The organism is Enterobacter cloacae complex sp. OE43NF, from assembly GCF_023544405.1.
In the GTDB taxonomy this organism is placed as follows: domain Bacteria; phylum Pseudomonadota; class Gammaproteobacteria; order Enterobacterales; family Enterobacteriaceae; genus Enterobacter; species Enterobacter cloacae.
Map to the genome: position 1 here is coordinate 102,770 of NZ_JAMJFW010000002.1, position 17,633 is coordinate 120,402.

Genomic DNA, 17,633 nt, shown 5'->3' on the forward strand with positions numbered 1-17,633 from the left:
TGCTTTGAGAGGAAAAGACAATGCATCACTACACACGCTGGCTTGAGCTAAAAGAAGAAAATCCGGGTAAGTACGCGCGCGACATTGCAGGTTTAATGAACATCAGCGAAGCCGAGCTGACCTTCGCCCGTGTGGGCCATGACGCCTGGCGCCTGCGCGGTGATGCCCGCGAGATCCTGGCCGCGCTGGAAGCGGTGGGCGAAACCAAATGCATCTGCCGCAACGACTACGCCGTTCACGAGCAGGTCGGCGCCTTTACCCATCAACACCTGAGCGGCCACGCCGGGCTGATCCTCAACCCGCGCGCGCTGGATCTGCGCCTGTTCCTTAACCAGTGGGCGAGCGTATTTCATATCAGCGAGGCCACCGCCCACGGCGAGCGGCAGAGCATTCAGTTCTTCGACCACCAGGGCGACGCCCTGCTGAAGGTTTACGCCACGGATAACACCGACCTCACCGCCTGGGGCGATCTGCTCACCCGCTTTATCTTTGCCGGGAATCCGCCGCTGGCGTTGAAAACGGCCGATGTCCCGGCTCACGCTGAAAACCCGGACGCCTCGCTCGTGGACACAGAGTGGCGTGCCATGACCGACGTGCATCAGTTCTTCAGCCTGCTCAAGCGCCACAACCTCAGCCGTCAACAGGCGTTTCGCCTGGTGGGCGACGATCTGGCCTGCAGGGTCGACAACACCGCGCTGGCCCAGCTGCTGGAAACGGCACGCCAGGACGGGAACGAAATCATGATTTTCGTCGGCAACCGCGGCTGCGTGCAGATCTTCACCGGCGTGGTGGAAAAACTGATGCCGATGAAGGGCTGGCTGAACATCTTCAACCCGGCTTTTACCCTGCATCTGCTGGAAGGCGCCATCGCCGAATCCTGGGTCACGCGCAAACCGACGGCTGACGGACATGTCACCAGCCTGGAGCTGTTTGCCGCCGACGGCACGCAGATTGCCCAGCTGTACGGCCAGCGGAGCGAAGGCGAACCCGAGCAGAGTCAGTGGCGCAGCCAGATCGACGCCTTAACGGCAAAAGGGCTGGCCGCATGAAAAAATGGCTTGCCCTGATCAGCGCCCTGCCGCTGCTGGCACTTGCTGCGCCGCAGGAGAAAATCGTCGCGCTCGGCGGCGACGTTACCGAGATTGTCTATGCGCTCGGCGCTGCGTCTTCGCTGGTGGCACGCGACAGCACCAGCCAGTGGCCACAGGCGGCGAACACGCTGCCGGACGTGGGCTATCTGCGCCAGCTGAATGCCGAAGGCATTTTGTCCATGCGCCCCACGCTGGTGCTGGCCAGTGCACAGGCACAGCCGTCTCTGGCGTTAAAACAGGTAGAGCAGAGCCACGTCAGGGTGATCACCGTTCCGGCAGGCAATGACCTCAGTGTTATCGATGAAAAGGTTCGGGTTATTGCTGAGGCGACGCACCGCGAGGCAGAAGGGAAAACCCTGCGCAGCTCGCTGCGTCAGGCGCTGTCGGCGCTTCCCGCGTCACCGCTCAATAAACGGGTGCTGTTTATTCTCAACCACGGCGGGATGACCGCGATGGCCGCCGGGCAACAAACCGCAGCGGATGCTGCCATTCGTGCGGCAGGGCTGCAGAACGCGATGCAGGGCTTCACTCGCTATCAGCCGCTGTCTCAAGAAGGCGTTATCGCCAGTCAGCCCGACCTGGTGGTGATCTCGCAGGATGGCGTGAACGCTCTGGGTGGGGCGGATGCGGTGTGGCAACTGCCCGGTCTGGCGCAAACTCCAGCGGGACGTCACCGGCAGATGCTGGCCATCGACGATATGGCGCTGCTGGGCTTTAGCGTGCGAACGCCACAGGCGATCCAGCAGTTACGCCGTAAAGCGGAGCAACTGCCCTGATGTCCCGACGCGCCGTACTGGCATTGTGGTTGCTGGCCGCGCTGCTGGCCGTCATGACGCTGGCGGCCAGCGGTGTGGGCGCGTTGCGCCTGCCGGTCAGCCTGCTGTGGAGCGGCAGCGACGACGCGCTGCGTCAGATCTGGCTGACAATCCGCCTGCCCCGCGTGCTGCTGGCGCTGGCGATCGGCGGTTCGCTGGCGCTGGCGGGCTGCGTGATGCAGGGACTGTTTCGTAACCCGCTGGCCGACCCGGGCCTGCTGGGGATCAGCAGCGGCGCAGCACTCGCCGTCGCGCTGTGGGTGGTTCTTCCGCTCTCGCTGCCCGCGCTGGTGATGCTGTACGCCCCGATGATGGCGGCGTTTCTCGGCGCGCTGGCCGCGACATTCGTCATTTTCCTGCTCAGCCGGCAGCGTGACAGTTCCCTGTCGCGACTGCTGCTGGTGGGGATTGCCATCAATGCCCTGTGCGGGGCGGCCGTCGGCGTGCTGTCCTGGCTCAGTAATGATGCCCAGCTTCGCCAGCTCTCACTCTGGGGCATGGGCAGCCTCGGCCAGGCCCAGTGGTCAACGCTGCTGGCCGTCTGTTCGTTGATGGTTCCCACCGTGCTGGTTATCTGGCGCCTGGCTGGCGCACTTAATTTGCTGCAGCTTGGCGAGGAAGAGGCGCACTACCTCGGGGTGGAGGTGGCCGTTGTACAGCGGCTCCTGCTGCTGTGCAGCGCCCTGCTGGTGGCCGCCGCGGTGGCCGTCAGCGGTGTCATCGGCTTTGTTGGCCTTGTGGTGCCACACCTGGTGCGCATGTGGCTGGGGGCCGACCACCGGGCGGTGATCCCCGGCTCGGTACTGGCCGGTGCGTTGCTGTTGCTGGCTGCCGATACGCTGGCGCGTACCCTGGTCGCCCCGGCGGAAATGCCGGTCGGTTTATTGACCAGTCTTCTCGGTGCGCCGTGGTTCCTGTGGCTTATCTTTCGTCGCGGAGGTGCGCATGGCTGAACGCTACTGTGCGGAAAATATTGTCTTTCACGCCGGACAACGGACGCTGATCGACGACGTGTCGCTGACCCTCTCTCAGGGCGAACTGGTGGCGTTGATTGGCCCCAACGGTGCCGGGAAATCGACCTTGTTACGCCTGCTTACCGGCTATCTCAAACCCGCGAGCGGACGGTGCAGTCTGGCGGGAACGCCGCTTGCGGCCTGGCCGCCGGACAGACTCTCCCGCTACCGGGCGGTCATGCGCCAGAGTACCCAACTCGGATTCGACTGGCCGGTAGAAGCGGTGATCGGGATGGGGCGTGCGCCGTGGACGCGACGCCCTGAGGCGTCGGTGATTGAGGAGGTGATGGCCATCTCCGGCTGTTTACCGCTGGCGGGCAGGCAGTTTGCGGCGCTCTCCGGCGGGGAGCAGCAACACGTTCAACTCGCCCGCGCGCTGGCACAGCTCTGGTGCGACGGTGCGCCGCGCGGCTGGCTGTTTCTGGATGAACCCACGTCCGCGCTGGATCTTTACCACCAGCAGCATCTGCTGCGCCTGCTCTCTTCCCTGACCCGTCGGGGGCATTTGCATGTCTGTGTTGTGCTGCACGATCTCAATCTGGCGGCGCTGTGGGCGGATCGGATCCTGTTGTTACATAACGGCAAAATGGTCGCTCAGGGGGCCCCGGAGGCGGTTCTGCAGGCCGATACGCTGACGCGCTGGTACGGCGCGCAGGTGCAGGTTGGCCGACACCCGGCTCATGCTGCACCTCAGGTGTTTCTCGCCCCCTGATCGGGCTGATAAAAATCTTTCAGGGTTTCCAGCAGGGCATGCGCCGCTTTTGAGAGCTGCGTGTGCCCCGGATGGATCACCCCGATACACTTTTCTATCGGCGGGCTGTCCAGCGGAATGCAGACCGCACCCAGCGATGTCATCTGCGCCTCGCACAGCGCCGGTACGGCACTGCCGCCCAGCCCGCTGGCGACCATCCTTCCTACCGTCACCAGCTGATGGCTCTCCAGCGCCACCTCCAGCTTGCGGCCGCTACGGGCCAGTTCCTCTTCCATCATCAGGCGCACCGCCGAGGGGCGCTGCAGGGTAATGAAATCCAGCGTCAGCAGTTCATTCCAGGAGAGGCGTTTTTTCATCGCAAGGGGGGACGCTTTCGGCACAATGGCGACAAACCGGTCGAGGCCCAGCGGCGTAAACAGCAGGTTATGCGTCGGCGCCGGTTCAAAGGCGATCCCCATCTCGACCCGCCCTTCCCGCACCATCTCAATCACCTGTTCGTTGATGACATCATGCACGGTGACGTTGATCCCGGCATGGCGATCGCGAAACGCTTTCAGCACCTCCGGCAGGACGTTAGTCGCAAACGACGGCATGGCCGCGACCGAGATTTTGCCGCGCTGCAACGTAAAGCACTGGTGCATTGCCTCTTCCACGTTATCCCAGTCAGCCAGCAGCTGCCGCGCCATCGGTAAAAAGGTTTCGCCCTCCTGCGTCAGGGTGACCTTACGCGTGCTTCGCTGCAGCAGCGGGCCTCCCAGCGCATCCTCCAGCCCTTTAATCGTCAGGCTGAGGGCTGGCTGAGAAAGATTTAACCGTTCGCTGGCGTGCGCAAAATTGAGAGTGTGAGCTACCGCTAAAAACACGCGTAACTGTTTGACACTCATTCTCATTTTTCATCCTGTTAACTAATTGAAAAAATTTAGTTAACAGGAAATTAATAAAAAAACCCAATGAGTAGGTCACAAATTCAAAATTAACAAAAGAGTTGTCGCCCCCAATGATACCGCCACGGACAACAGGAGGGATGGCTATGGCAGGACTGGATAAGCGCGTCGGCAGCTATGCGCAGGCGCTGGAGGGGCTGACGGACGGGATGACATTGCTGGCGGGCGGCTTTGGCCTGTGCGGTATTCCTGAAAATCTGATTGCGGAAGTCAAACGCCGTCAGGTGCAGGGCCTGACAGTGGTATCGAACAACTGCGGCGTGGATGGTTTCGGGCTCGGGCTGCTGCTGGAGACACGCCAGGTGCGGAAGGTGGTGGCGTCTTACGTCGGCGAGAACGCGCTGTTCGAACAGCAGGTGCTGAGCGGCGAGCTGGAGGTTGAGCTGACGCCCCAGGGCACGCTGGCCGAAAAGGTGCGCGCGGGCGGGGCCGGTATTCCGGCATTTTACACAGCCACCGGCTATGGCACGCCCGTGGCCGCCGGGAAAGAGGTACGTCAGTTTGCCGGTAAGCACTACATCCTTGAAGAGGCCATTACCGGCGATTTTGCGCTGATCAAAGGCTGGAAAGCGGACTGGTACGGCAACGTCATCTACCGCCACACCGCGCAAAATTTCAACCCGCTAATGGCCACCGCAGGACGGATAACCGTGGTGGAGGTGGAAGAGATTGTCCCGCCGGGTGAGCTGCCGCCGTCCGCCATTCACACCCCGGGAATTTACGTCGACAGGCTGATTGTCGGCCAGTTTGAGAAACGCATTGAACAGCGCACGCTGCGCGCAGAGGGAGTCTGACCATGTTAACCCGCGAACAGATGGCCATGCGCGTCGCCCGCGAGCTGCGCGACGGTTACTACGTCAACCTGGGGATCGGTATCCCGACGCTGGTGGCGAACTACATCCCGGCCGGCATGGACGTGATGCTCCAGTCAGAAAACGGACTGCTGGGGATGGGGGAATTTCCCGATGCGCAGAGCCTTGATGCCGACATGATTAACGCTGGTAAGCAGACCGTTACCGCACGAACCGGTGCCGCCATTTTCGACTCGGCCCAGTCCTTCGCCATGATCCGGGGGGGTCACGTCGACCTCACGGTGCTCGGGGCGTTTGAGGTGGACGTGGAAGGCAACATCGCCTCGTGGATGATCCCCGGAAAGATGGTGAAAGGCATGGGCGGCGCCATGGATCTTGTCGCCGGGGCGCAGAACATTATTGTCGTGATGACCCACGCGTCGAAGAGCGGTGAGTCCAAACTGCTGTCGCGCTGCACGCTACCGCTCACCGGCGTGGGCTGCATCCGCCGGGTGTTAACCGACCTGGCCCTGCTGGAAATTAAAGACGGTGCGTTCATTCTGCGTGAATACGCCCCCGGCGTCGGCATTGACGAGATCGTCAGCAAAACTGCCGGAAAAATCATCGTGGCGGACGACGTTCGCGAAATGCGCTTTAGCTGAGGACTCAACATGAAAAACGTCATGATAGTCGGGGCAACGCGAACGCCGATTGGCAGTTTTCGCGGTTCGCTCTCTCCCCTTTCCGCCGTTGAACTTGGTGCTGTCGCGGTGCGCCGCCTGCTTGAGGAGAGCTCGCTTTCGGCAGGTGACACAGACGAACTGATTTTTGGGCAGGTGCTGACGGCAGGCTGCGGACAAAACCCGGCACGTCAGACGGCTATCGCCGCCGGGCTGCCCGTCAGTACCCCTGCCACCACGGTCAATCTGGTCTGCGGCGCGGGGCTGAAGGCGGTACAGCTTGCGGCACAGGCTATCCGCTGTGGAGACGCAGAGGTGGTGATCGCGGGCGGTCAGGAGAGCATGAGCAATGCCCCTTACCTGCTGGATGGCGCCCGTTCCGGGCTGCGTTTTGGCCACACGGGCCTGCAGGACAGCATGATCGTCGACGGCCTGTGGGATGCGTTTAACGATTACCACATGGGGATCACCGCGGAAAACGTCGCCCGGCAGTACGGCATTTCACGCGAACAGCAGGATGCCTTCGCCGCCGGGTCACAGCAAAAGGCGGCGTCTGCCATCGAATCTGCTCGCTTTGAGGCCGAGATTACCCCGGTAACGGTGAAACAGGGCAAGAAGCCGCCATTGGTGATTCGTCATGACGAACAACCCCGGCCAGGAACCACCGCAGAGCAGCTTGCGCAACTGCGCCCCGCGTTTCGCCAGGAGGACGGCACGGTCACGGCGGGGAATGCCTCCACCCTGAACGATGGCGCCGCCGCGGTGTTGCTGATGAGCGAAGAAAAAGCGCGGGCGAGCGGACTACCGGTGCTGGGCCGGATCGTGAGCTACGCCGTTACCGGGGTTGACCCGTCCGTAATGGGCATCGGCCCCGTCAGTGCCTGCCAGACCGCGCTGGCGCGGGCAGGCTGGACGCTGGATGAGGTGGATCTCATCGAAGCCAACGAAGCTTTTGCCGCGCAGGCGCTGGCGGTTGGTGACCTGCTTGGCTGGGATGCGCGCAAGGTGAATGTTAACGGTGGCGCTATCGCGCTGGGCCATCCGATTGGTGCATCCGGCTGTCGGATCCTTGTGACGCTGCTGCATGAGATGCAGCGCCGTGACGCCAAAAAAGGGCTGGTCACTCTGTGCATAGGCGGCGGGCAAGGCATTGCGCTGACCGTCGAGCGTTAAACCTCTCGTGAGTACCCGAATATAACAACAGTAAGGAGTCGCAATGAGTGTGTTAATTGCCCTGGCGGCGCTGGCGCTGCTGATGCTGGCGGCCTATCGCGGATATAGCGTTATTCTTTTTGCGCCCATTGCGGCGCTGGGTGCCGTGCTGTTAACCGACCCGGGCGCTGTCGGCCCGACGTTTACCGGCCTGTTTATGGAAAAGATGGTGGGCTTCGTCAAGCTCTACTTCCCGGTGTTCCTGCTGGGCGCCGTGTTTGGCAAGCTGATTGAACTCTCCGGCTTCTCACGCTCCATTGTTGCCGCAGCGATTCAAATCCTTGGCCGCCGCCACGCCATTCCGGTGATTGTGCTGGTCTGCGCGCTGTTAACCTACGGCGGCGTGTCGCTCTTTGTGGTGGCGTTTGCCGTTTATCCTTTCGCCGCCGAACTGTTTCGCCAGAGCGGGATCCCCAAACGGCTGATCCCGGCGACCGTGGCGCTGGGGGCATTCTCGTTCACCATGGACGCCCTGCCCGGCACGCCGCAGATCCAGAATATTATCCCCACCAGCTTCTTCGGCACTAATGCCTGGGCTGCCCCCTGGCTGGGGCTGATTGGCTCGCTGTTTATTATCTGCTTTGGCCTGCTCTGGCTGGAGCGCCAGCGGCGGAAAGCGCTCAATAACAATGAAGGTTACGGCACGGATCTGAAAAACGAACCGGAAACGCCGGATAACATTAACCTTCCCCATCCGCTGATTGCGATTTCCCCCCTGCTGGTGGTGGGGATCCTCAACCTGCTGTTTACCCGCTGGATCCCCGGCTGGTATGGCACCAGCCACGAGCTGACCCTGCCCGGACTGGCAAAGCCGATTGTGACCGAGGTCAGCAAGATCACCGCCATCTGGGCCGTGGAAGCCGCGCTGATTTCCGGTATCGTGCTGGTGCTGATCTTTGGTTTTCGCAACATCCGGGGACGTCTGGCGGAAGGCAGCCGGACGGCAGTGAGCGGCGCGATCCTGGCGGCGATGAATACCGCCTCGGAATATGGTTTCGGTGCAGTTATCGCCGCCCTGCCCGGCTTTCTGGTCTTATCCCACGCGCTGGCGGCTATTCCGAACCCGTTACTGAATGAAGCGATCAGCGTGACCGTTCTCGCCGGGATCACCGGTTCGGCTTCAGGTGGGATGAGCATTGCGCTGGCGGCCATGGCAGACAGCTTTGTCGCCGCCGCCCATGCCGCGAATATTCCGCTGGAGGTCCTGCACCGGGTGGCTTCTATGGCCAGCGGTGGCATGGATACACTCCCCCATAACGGCGCGGTGATTACGCTGCTGGCCATCACCGGTCTTAGCCATCGTCAGGCCTATGACGGTATTTTCGCCATCACGATCATCAAAAGTCTGGCGGTGCTTTTTGTCATTGCCGTGTTCTATCTCACCGGCATTGTGTAAGGAGAATAAAATGAATCTGAACGGTAAAACGGCGCTGGTGACCGGCTCGACCAGCGGTATTGGTCTGGGCATCGCCCGCGTACTGGCAAAGGCCGGAGCGCAGCTGATCCTCAACGGTTTTGGCGACAGTGACGCAGCAAGAGAAGAGATCGCCCGGCTGGGGAAAAAACCGGGCTATCACGATGCAGATCTGCGTGACGCCCTGCAAATCGATGCGATGATGCGCTACGCCGACACGCAGTTCGGCGGGGTGGATATTCTTATCAATAATGCCGGGATACAGCATATCGCCCCGATTGAGGCGTTCCCGGTGGAGAAATGGAACGACATTATTGCCATTAACCTGTCGTCGGTGTTTCACACCAGCCGACTGGCGCTGCCTGCAATGCGCGAGAAAAACTGGGGACGCATCATTAATATCGCCTCCGTGCATGGGCTGGTGGCGTCAAAAGAGAAGTCAGCCTATGTCGCCGCCAAGCACGGGGTGGTCGGTTTTACAAAATCCCTGGCGCTGGAGACTGCCCGCACCGGTATTACTGCTAACGCCATCTGCCCGGGATGGGTGCTTACGCCGCTGGTTCAGCAGCAGATCGACAAACGTATCGCAGAAGGTGTGCCTGCGGATCGGGCGCGCGAGCAGTTGCTTGCGGAGAAACAGCCATCAGGAGAGTTTGTTACGCCAGAACAGCTGGGTGAACTGGCGCTGTTTTTATGTAGCGACAGCGCCGTGCACGTGCGGGGCGCGGCGTGGAATATGGACGGCGGGTGGGTCGCCCAGTGACGTATCGGCCGGGCAAGCCTGTGCTTCCCGGCCAAAACATTAGCTTGAGCAGCTGACCTCCAGCCGCTTGCCCCAGTCAGGCGGGCGGCTGACATAATCGTCGTCCCGGTCGGCAAACGGCGTGCGCAACGCTACGTGCAGCCGGTGTAATTCTGCATACTCACCTTGCTCCGCCTGCTCAATCGCCCGCTGCGCCAGCCAGTTGCGCAAGACCATCGCCGGGTTCGCCGCGTTCATCTGCGCCTGCCGGGTCGCGTCATCCACCTGCTCTTGTTGCAGGCGCGCGCGGTAAGTGGCAAACCAGTCGTCAAACGCCTGTCGGTCGATAAACTCATCGCGCAGCGGTGAGGCAGCGCTATGCTGCTCTGTCTGGCCGAGCATACGGAAGGTACGGGTATAGTCGCTGCCCTCACGCGCCATGAGCGCAAACAAGCCATTCAGAATCGCGTTATCGCCCTTCTCCTGCGTCATCAGCCCCAGCTTGTTGCGCATCAGCGTGCCGTATTCGCGCAGCAATATCTCCTGATAGCCGTCGAGCGCATCATTCAGGGCATCAACGTCGATAAACGGCGACAGGGATTGCGCCAGACGCTGCAGATTCCACAGCCCCACCGCCGGCTGATTGTCAAAGCTGTAGCGCCCCTGATAGTCCGAGTGGTTGCAGATATACCCCGGCTGATAGTCATCGAGAAAACCAAACGGACCGTAATCAAAGGTCAGCCCCAGAATTGACATGTTGTCGGTGTTCATCACGCCATGAGCAAAGCCTACGGACTGCCAGCGGGCAATCATGATTGCCGTGCGGGCAACCACATCCCGGAACCAGAGGTGGTATTTGTCGGCCTCGTCCTGTAACTGCGGCCAGTGCCGTCGGATGGCGTAATCGGCAAGCTGGCGTACGTTTTCCGGCTCGCGGCGATAATAAAAGTGTTCAAAATGGCCGAAACGCAGATGGCTTTGCGCAATGCGCATCAGCATCGCGCCTTTCTCTACCGTTTCGCGGACCACCGGGGTGTCACTGGTCACTATCGTCAGCGCGCGCGTGGTGGGAATACCCAGCGCATGCATCGCTTCCGACGCCAGACTTTCACGGATGGTTGAGCGCAGTACCGCGCGCCCGTCGCCCATGCGTGAATAGGGTGTGAGACCCGCCCCTTTCAGGTGCCAGTCGACCGTCTCTCCGCCGGGGAGCTGTTGTTCGCCGAGCAGGATCCCACGGCCGTCTCCCAGCTGTCCCGCCCAGACGCCAAACTGGTGTCCGCTATAGACCTGAGCGAGGGGCTGCATGCCATCGAGCAGCGTTTCCCCTCCCCAGACGCCCGCGCCGTCTGAAGGCTGGAACATTTCCGGTGGGATAGCCAGGTCGTTCGCCAGCGAATCGTTATGCCAGACAAGACGGGAATGATGTAATGGTGTTGGTTTGAGTGCGGTATAAAAACCCGGCAACTCGTCATGCCAGTGCGCAGTAAAAGACAGGGTCATAAGTCCTCCTGCTTTTAGTGTAGAGGGTTTAGCCGGACTTAAACACGGGCGAAAGAAAGGGTTATCACTGAACCAGCGTGGTGACGCGCTCTGCAGTTACGGCAGGCCACAGCGCCCCCTGCATGGCACCAAAGTTGAAGGATAAAACGCGCTGCAACAGGGCATGATCGTCAATACCGGCGACGAGCACAGACTGACAATGTGACGTTATTTGCCACAGAATAGCACGCATAAAGGGCTCAAAAGAAAGCGCTGCCGCGTGCTGCTGGATAAACCCTTTGTCCAGAATGACACGTTTAAACAAACCATCATAAACGGCTTTAAGCGAGGCTTCACCGGCACCAAAGTTTGCCAGCACCAGCGGAAAATGAATCGCCATTCTCGCCAGTTCGGGATCGTCTTTTCCGTTATTTAAACCTGGATAATTCTCATTAACAGTAAACTCAAGAAACGGATAACGCTCAAGTATTGAAACAGCGTTCCCATTACTTAATAAAAACTCAACTATTACAGGTGTAATATTGATCCATGCAATTAACTGATGCTGAATAAAAAACAGTTTGCAGGTATCAAGCAATTGCAGTTTTTCTTGAAACAGCGCTAACTCTTCTGCCGGTGTCAGACGTGGGATAACGAGTTCAGTGGGGATCCGTACATCGCTGCCGACGCCAGTAAAGTTAACCGTCACCTCTAATCCTTTAAGCTCACCGGCATTATTGCGGGCAGGCTGGAGCAACAGTTCAGACTGGTAGGCATTATCTAACGTAATAATCATTGCACTCGCCCCGCATTAAAGATGAGAGAGGACATCCTGGAGCAATTGCTGACACAATTCCACTGTCTTGATTTTAATAAGTTTAATTTCATTAGATCCGTATTAATTTTCAGATTTATCCCTGAATCTAAAATAATCTTATCCTGGTTGCTGCGTAATAGCCAGTTTTAGATAAAACAGACACATAAGGACATAAGTAATTTGTTGTAAATTTAACTTTAATCATCTTATTTGCAAAAAAACGGCATGGTTTAATTGTGCCATGCCGTCAGAAATGCGTGGTCGGTGGCGGACTAAATACGTCGTGCCTGCCAGAAATTTTTACGCCAGTAAACATTATCGAGCGAAGAACGCATCACCCCACGACTGGTCGAGGCATGAATAAACTGGTTATCCGTATCATAAATGCCAACATGCAGACCACTTTCACCCGAGCCGGTTTTGAAAAAAACCAGGTCGCCGGGTAACAACTCATCTTTATCAATTTCGGTACCGATTTCAGCCTGTTTGCGCGTTTCGCGTGGAAGCTGCAAATCAAACTTATCCCGGAACGTCATCAGCACAAAGCCGGAGCAATCCACCCCACCGCGACTCATGCCACCGTAGCGATACGGTGTCCCGCGCCAGTTGCTCAGCTGATCGTTCAGGCTGGCAATCACGGTGATTGAATCTGAAAGTCGTGGGTTAGGCGGCGGTGCGCGATGGCTACTGCATCCCGCAAGAAATAACGCTGCCACCATGAGAAACCAGAATCGCATGTCCAGACGAATCCTCTGCTTTTTTTATTCTTTTCGTAATTTAGCGTGCAATGGCGCTAACAGGCAAGAAACGGTTACTCGTGTGCGGTAGAAATCAGCATCTTATGTCCTTCGATATCCAGCCTGCGGAACGGCATATGGTAAGCACGAGCGAGATTTGGCGGCGTAAGGACGCTATCGCGCGTGCCGCTGGCAATCATCTTCCCGCGCGCCAGAAGCCAGACGCTGTGCGCATGGCGCAGCGTATGGTTAAGGTCATGGCTGCTCATCACCACGGCAATGCCTTGTCGACACAGTGCGCTGAGGAGCGTGTCCAGCGCCGCCTGTTGCGCCACGTCCAGACCGCTCATCGGCTCGTCCAGCAACAACAGTCGCCCGTGAGGGTTGCCCGCCGGATGGATCTGAAGGATCACCGCCGCCAGACGGACGCGCTGCCACTCGCCACCGGAAAGCTGGCTGGCATGCCGGGAAAGTTTGTCCTCTAACCCCAACGCTGCCGCCACTTCGGTGAGCAGCGCGGTCTGCTGTTTATCGTGCAGATGCAGCATCAGATAGTGCCAGACCGGCATCGCAAACGGCGGGACCTGCTGCTGAACAAGGTAGCTCCGCCGGTGCGCCAGCGCGACCGCCGACCAGTCACCAAGGGGGCTATCGAGCAAGGTGATCGAGCCTGGCCCGACTGTCAGCCCCGCCATGCGCGCCAGCAGCGTACTCTTCCCTGCCCCGTTCGGCCCCACCAGATGCAGGATTTCACCTGCACGGATGGCCGCCGTCACCGGCTCCAGACGCCCCGTCTCGGCAACGTCCGTGAGCTGCATCAGCTGCGTCATTATTTCGCCAGCGCCAGCTTGATTGACTCCATGACGATAGGATCTTCAGGCGTCATATCCGGAGAAAAACGCTGAACGACCTGGCCGTCACGACCAATCAGGAATTTTTCGAAATTCCACAGGATGTCGTCCGGATAGAGCGGTGCTCGCCCTTTGCTGGCCATACGCTCGTAAAAGCCACTGCCTTCCGGTGCCACGGCGGTCGGCGCGGCGGCCACCAGTTTGGCATACAGCGGGTGACGATTTTCGCCATTCACATCAATTTTGCTGAACATCGGGAACGTCACGCCATAGGTGGTGCTGCAAAACGTTTTGATCTCCTCTTCGCTGCCCGGCTCCTGACCCAGGAACTGATTGCACGGGAAGCCCAGCACGGTAAAGCCGTCTTTCTCCCAGGCTTTCTGAATGTTCTCCAGCTGCTCGTACTGCGGCGTCAGACCACATTTAGACGCCACGTTCACAATGAGCAACACGTTGCCTTTGTAGCGTTCCAGGGTGGTTTTGTCCCCGTCGATGGTGGTCACTTCGGTATTCAGAATATCAGACTGCATAGCATTTCCTCAGGTTATCGATTTAACGTCCAGCTTTTAATAGTAGCCAGATAAACACCGGCGCGCCCAGCGTGGCGGTGACCACACCGATGGGCAACTCAGCGGCGTTCAGGGCGAGCCTGGCGATGATATCCGCCACCAGCAGCGTTGCCGCACCGGCCACTGCCGAGGCGGGAAGTAAGATTCGATGGTCGGTGATGCCACACAGACGCAGCATGTGCGGGATAACCAGCCCGATAAAGCCAATCGCCCCCGCCAGCGCCACGCTCACTCCCACCAGCCAGCCGATTGCAATCACCAGCGCGTTGCGCCAGACGCCAATCGGCATCCCGAGCTGGCGGGCTGAGGTTTCACCAAGAGCGAGAATATTCAGCGGCTGCGACTGCACGCCCGCCCACAGTATGACCGGGACCAGCAGCACCATCAGCCAGCCCTGCCGCCAGTCTACGCCGCCAAACCCGCCCATCATCCAGTACATCAGCTGACGCAGATCGAACGAGGTGGAGAAGTAGACCGCCCAGGTCATCAACGCGCTGCAGATGATCCCCAACGCAACCCCGGCAAGCAGCAGCCGACTGGTTGATAAATGGCGTCGTGCGAAGCGCAGGAGAATAAGGGTGATCAGCAATGCCCCGAGAATGGCGCTGAGGCTAACCCCCCAGGGGGAAAGCGCCCCACCGCCGAGCATCACCGCGGCAATCAGCCCTACACCGGCGCCATTTGAGACACCGAGCAGCCCCGGCTCTGCCAGAGGGTTTTCAAACAACGCCTGCATAATGGTGCCTGAGAGCGCCAGCGCGGCACCGACCAGGATCACCGCCAGCGTGCGCGGCAGACGAATTTGCCAGACGAAAAGCTGCCCTTCAGGACCAAACCAGCGTGCCGGGCTTAGCCACTGGTCGCCGGCACACAGGCTAAAACTGGCGGCAACAAAAAGCAGCAGTACCAGCAAAAGCAGGCGGCGTCGATCGGAACGCTGTTGGCGATGGGCAAAATCAAGCATGTGTACGGTTTTATTAGCGTGAGATGTAATTGATTTTACGGCGGGTTTGCCAGCGAGAGCAAAGAAAAAAGGCCGCGAAAGCGGCCTTTTTAGTTAGTTCATATTACTCTGTTTTGGGCGTTGCGTTTTCGACACGGCTTTTTAACTTCTGTCCGGGTCTGAAGGTCACCACGCGGCGGGCTGTAATGGGAATATCTTCCCCCGTCTTCGGGTTACGGCCCGGACGTTGGTTTTTGTCTCGCAAATCAAAATTGCCAAAGCCGGAGAGTTTTACCTGCTCACCATTTTCCAGAGCACGACGGATCTCTTCGAAAAACAGCTCTACCAGCTCTTTGGCATCCCGTTTGCTAAGCCCAAGCTTATCAAACAGATATTCTGACATTTCAGCTTTTGTAAGCGCCATAGGTTCAATCCCTCAATGATGCCTGGAATCGCTCTTTTAATGCCTCTACACATTTGGCGACGGTAGCGGCAATCTCCTCTTCTTCGAGTGTACGGCTGGTATCCTGAAGGATAAGGCTGATAGCGAGGCTCTTGAAACCTTCTGCTACGCCCTTGCCGCGGTACACGTCAAATAAGTTTACGCCAACTACCTGATTTACGCCAACTTTCTTACACTCGGCCAAAATATCTGCTGCAGGCACGTTTTCAGCGACCACAACCGCGATATCACGGCGGTTTGCCGGGAAGCGAGAGACGTCCTGCGCCTGTGGAATCACGCGGTCTGCAACCGGACTCCATTCCAGCTCAAACACGATGGTACGGCCGTTCAGGTCCAGTTTACGTTCCAGCTCAGGATGAACAACGCCAATAAAACCAATGCGTTTGCCCGCTAAATAGATAGCCGCACTTTGACCCGGATGGAGTGCCGGAATGGCTTCTGCACGGAATTCAATTTCAGATAATTTACCGGTCAGATCGAGAATCGCTTCCAGATCGCCCTTCATATCGTAGAAATCAACCGTGCCTTTTGCCAGGTCCCAGTGCTCTTCATAGCGATTACCGCTGATGGCGCCAGCCAGCATGAGATCCTGACGGATGCCTAAATTTGCCTGATTATCCGGCACAAAGCGCAAACCGCTTTCGAAAATTCGCACACGGTTTTGCTGACGATTCTGGTTGTAGACAATCGTGCCCAGCAGGCCGGTCCACAGAGACAGGCGCATCGCCGACATCTCGCTGGAGATCGGGCTTGGCAGGATCAGCGCCTCCTGGCCTGGATGGATCAGCTGCTGCAGCTTAGGATCGACAAAGCTGTAGGTGATCACTTCCTGATAACCTTTGTCGTTCAGCATGGTTTTCACACGCTTCAGGGAGAGATCGGCTTCACGGTGGGAGCCCATCACCAGACCGGCCTGTACCGGCTCGTCAGGGATGTTGTTGTAGCCGTAGACGCGGGCCACTTCTTCCACCAGATCTTCTTCAATCTCCATGTCGAAACGCCATGATGGCGCAACGGCTTTCCACTCGTCCTGCCCTTCCGTCACGTCGCAACCCAGACGTTTCAGAATATCGGTGACCTGTGCATCGGCAACGTGGTGGCCAATCAGGCGATCCAGCTTGCTGCGACGCAGGGTAATGGTCGCGCGCTTCGGCAGGGTGTCTTCGTTGGTTACATCAATAACCGGGCCCGCTTCGCCGCCGCAGATGTCGATCAGCAGACGGGTCGCACGTTCCATCGCTTTGTACTGCAGCGCCGGGTCAACGCCGCGCTCGTAGCGGTGAGAGGCATCGGTGTGCAGACCATGACGACGCGCACGACCGGTAATAGAGAGCGGGCTGAAGAAGGCACATTCCAGCAGAACGTTTTGCGTTTCATCGTTCACGCCAGAGTGTTCGCCACCGAAGATCCCGCCCATCGCCAGCGCCTTACCGTGATCGGCAATCACCAGCGTGTCGGCATTCAGTTTTGCTTCGCTGCCGTCCAGCAGAACCAGGGTTTCACCCTCTTTCGCCATACGCACGATAATCCCACCGTCGATACGATCTTTATCGAACGCGTGCATTGGCTGACCCAGTTCCAGCAGAACATAGTTGGTCACGTCAACAACCGCATCAATAGAACGGATACCGCAGCGACGCAGTTTTTCTTTCATCCACAGCGGGGTTGGCGCTTTGACGTTGATACCTTTCACCACACGACCGAGGTAGCGTGGGCAGGCTTCAGGCGCGTCTACCTGAATAGGCAGGACGTCGCTGATGGTAGCAGCAACCGGGACAATCTCCGGCGCGTTCAGTTCGGTCTGGTTCAGCACCGCAACATCGCGAGCCACGCCGATAATCCCTAAGCAGTCCGCACGGTTTGGCGTCACGCTGATTTCGATGGTGTTGTCATCGAGCTTCAGGTATTCGCGGATATCGGTGCCGATTGGCGCATCCAGCGGCAGTTCAATAATGCCGTTGTGATCGTCGGAAATACCCAGCTCGGAGAACGAGCACAGCATGCCTTCAGACGGCTCGCCGCGCAGTTTGGCCGCTTTAATTTTGAAATCGCCCGGCAGCACAGCGCCGACAGTCGCCACGGCCACTTTCAGGCCCTGACGGCAGTTTGGCGCGCCGCAGACGATATCCAGCAGACGATCGCCACCCACATTAACTTTGGTGACGCGCAATTTGTCAGCGTTAGGATGCTGACCACATTCAACCACTTCGCCCACAACCACGCCGGTGAAGGCGCCAGAAACCGGCTCTACACCGTCAACTTCCAGACCCGCCATGGTGATCTGGTTGGAAAGCGCTTCGCTGTCCAGCGTGGTGTTCACCCATTCGCGTAACCACAGTTCACTGAATTTCATTGTT

The 17,633-nt window shown here is 58.8% G+C and carries 18 protein-coding genes; 9 read left to right on the plus strand and 9 right to left on the minus strand.

Annotation, left to right across the window (positions count from 1 at the left end):
- The first annotated feature begins 20 nt into the window (after positions 1–20).
- Genes M8370_RS01835 through M8370_RS01850 form a run of 4 tightly spaced genes read left to right on the plus strand, consistent with a single transcriptional unit; the run spans position 21 to position 3,631 of the window.
- Positions 21–1,049 (plus strand): hemin-degrading factor, encoded by a 1,029-nt coding sequence (locus M8370_RS01835; protein ID WP_108453528.1) that lies wholly within the window; start codon positions 21–23, stop codon positions 1,047–1,049.
- Positions 1,046–1,867 carry a heme/hemin ABC transporter substrate-binding protein gene (locus M8370_RS01840; protein WP_045295838.1) on the plus strand — a complete coding sequence of 274 codons (822 nt, stop codon included), beginning with the start codon at positions 1,046–1,048 and terminating at the stop codon, positions 1,865–1,867. Before M8370_RS01835 ends, M8370_RS01840 begins: the two co-directional genes overlap by 4 nt.
- Positions 1,867–2,859: a FecCD family ABC transporter permease gene (locus M8370_RS01845; protein WP_023620696.1), complete on the plus strand. Its 993-nt coding sequence runs from the start codon at positions 1,867–1,869 to the stop codon at positions 2,857–2,859. Before M8370_RS01840 ends, M8370_RS01845 begins: the two co-directional genes overlap by 1 nt.
- Complete coding sequence (locus M8370_RS01850) at positions 2,852–3,631, plus strand: heme ABC transporter ATP-binding protein (protein WP_250020414.1); 780 nt, start codon at positions 2,852–2,854, stop codon at positions 3,629–3,631. The genes M8370_RS01845 and M8370_RS01850 overlap by 8 nt, the downstream gene beginning before the upstream one ends.
- Here M8370_RS01850 and M8370_RS01855 read toward each other — a convergent pair.
- Positions 3,610–4,521 (minus strand): LysR family transcriptional regulator, encoded by a 912-nt coding sequence (locus M8370_RS01855; protein ID WP_250020415.1) that lies wholly within the window; start codon positions 4,519–4,521, stop codon positions 3,610–3,612. The genes M8370_RS01850 and M8370_RS01855 overlap by 22 nt on opposite strands.
- A gap of 140 nt (positions 4,522–4,661) precedes the next feature.
- Here M8370_RS01855 and M8370_RS01860 point away from each other — a divergent pair, with 140 nt between their 5' ends.
- From M8370_RS01860 to M8370_RS01880, 5 genes are read left to right on the plus strand one after another with little or no spacing between them, the layout of a single operon-like run.
- The gene (locus tag M8370_RS01860; RefSeq protein ID WP_020688355.1) at positions 4,662–5,369 is read left to right on the plus strand and encodes a CoA transferase subunit A; all 708 of its coding nucleotides are present in this window, start codon (positions 4,662–4,664) and stop codon (positions 5,367–5,369) included.
- 2 nt (positions 5,370–5,371) lie between these two features.
- Positions 5,372–6,028 carry a CoA transferase subunit B gene (locus M8370_RS01865; protein ID WP_020688356.1) on the plus strand — a complete coding sequence of 219 codons (657 nt, stop codon included), beginning with the start codon at positions 5,372–5,374 and terminating at the stop codon, positions 6,026–6,028.
- A 9-nt stretch (positions 6,029–6,037) separates the two neighbouring features.
- On the plus strand, positions 6,038–7,219 hold the full coding sequence (locus tag M8370_RS01870; protein WP_250020416.1) for an acetyl-CoA C-acetyltransferase: 1,182 nt from the start codon (positions 6,038–6,040) through the stop codon (positions 7,217–7,219).
- A 43-nt stretch (positions 7,220–7,262) separates the two neighbouring features.
- On the plus strand, positions 7,263–8,654 hold the full coding sequence (locus M8370_RS01875; protein WP_250020417.1) for a GntP family permease: 1,392 nt from the start codon (positions 7,263–7,265) through the stop codon (positions 8,652–8,654).
- Between the two features lie 10 nt (positions 8,655–8,664).
- A complete protein-coding gene (locus tag M8370_RS01880) occupies positions 8,665–9,435 on the plus strand; it encodes a 3-hydroxybutyrate dehydrogenase (protein WP_250020418.1) in 771 nt (256 codons plus the stop codon).
- A 39-nt stretch (positions 9,436–9,474) separates the two neighbouring features.
- Here the strand turns inward: M8370_RS01880 and selO are convergent, their stop codons facing one another.
- The 8 genes from selO to pheT all read right to left on the minus strand — a co-directional run bounded on the left by selO (position 9,475) and on the right by pheT (position 17,629).
- Positions 9,475–10,917 carry a protein adenylyltransferase SelO gene (gene selO / locus M8370_RS01885; RefSeq protein ID WP_250020419.1) on the minus strand — a complete coding sequence of 481 codons (1,443 nt, stop codon included), beginning with the start codon at positions 10,915–10,917 and terminating at the stop codon, positions 9,475–9,477.
- 64 nt (positions 10,918–10,981) lie between these two features.
- Positions 10,982–11,692, minus strand: coding sequence for an EAL domain-containing protein (locus M8370_RS01890; RefSeq protein WP_020688361.1), 711 nt, complete (start codon positions 11,690–11,692; stop codon positions 10,982–10,984).
- Positions 11,693–11,985: 293 nt separating this feature from the next.
- Positions 11,986–12,450, minus strand: coding sequence for a C40 family peptidase (locus M8370_RS01895; protein WP_023620702.1), 465 nt, complete (start codon positions 12,448–12,450; stop codon positions 11,986–11,988).
- Positions 12,451–12,524: 74 nt separating this feature from the next.
- Positions 12,525–13,280: a vitamin B12 ABC transporter ATP-binding protein BtuD gene (btuD, locus tag M8370_RS01900; RefSeq protein ID WP_038419165.1), complete on the minus strand. Its 756-nt coding sequence runs from the start codon at positions 13,278–13,280 to the stop codon at positions 12,525–12,527.
- Positions 13,280–13,831 carry a glutathione peroxidase gene (locus M8370_RS01905; RefSeq protein ID WP_020688363.1) on the minus strand — a complete coding sequence of 184 codons (552 nt, stop codon included), beginning with the start codon at positions 13,829–13,831 and terminating at the stop codon, positions 13,280–13,282. Before M8370_RS01905 ends, btuD begins: the two co-directional genes overlap by 1 nt.
- 22 nt (positions 13,832–13,853) lie before the next feature.
- On the minus strand, positions 13,854–14,834 hold the full coding sequence (gene btuC, locus M8370_RS01910) for a vitamin B12 ABC transporter permease BtuC (RefSeq protein ID WP_038980278.1): 981 nt from the start codon (positions 14,832–14,834) through the stop codon (positions 13,854–13,856).
- Between the two features lie 103 nt (positions 14,835–14,937).
- Positions 14,938–15,237 carry an integration host factor subunit alpha gene (gene ihfA / locus M8370_RS01915; RefSeq protein WP_013097001.1) on the minus strand — a complete coding sequence of 100 codons (300 nt, stop codon included), beginning with the start codon at positions 15,235–15,237 and terminating at the stop codon, positions 14,938–14,940.
- 4 nt (positions 15,238–15,241) lie between these two features.
- Entirely contained in the window at positions 15,242–17,629 is a 2,388-nt protein-coding gene (gene pheT, locus M8370_RS01920) for a phenylalanine--tRNA ligase subunit beta (RefSeq protein ID WP_045295826.1), read from the minus strand.
- Between the last annotated feature and the right edge of the window lie 4 nt (positions 17,630–17,633).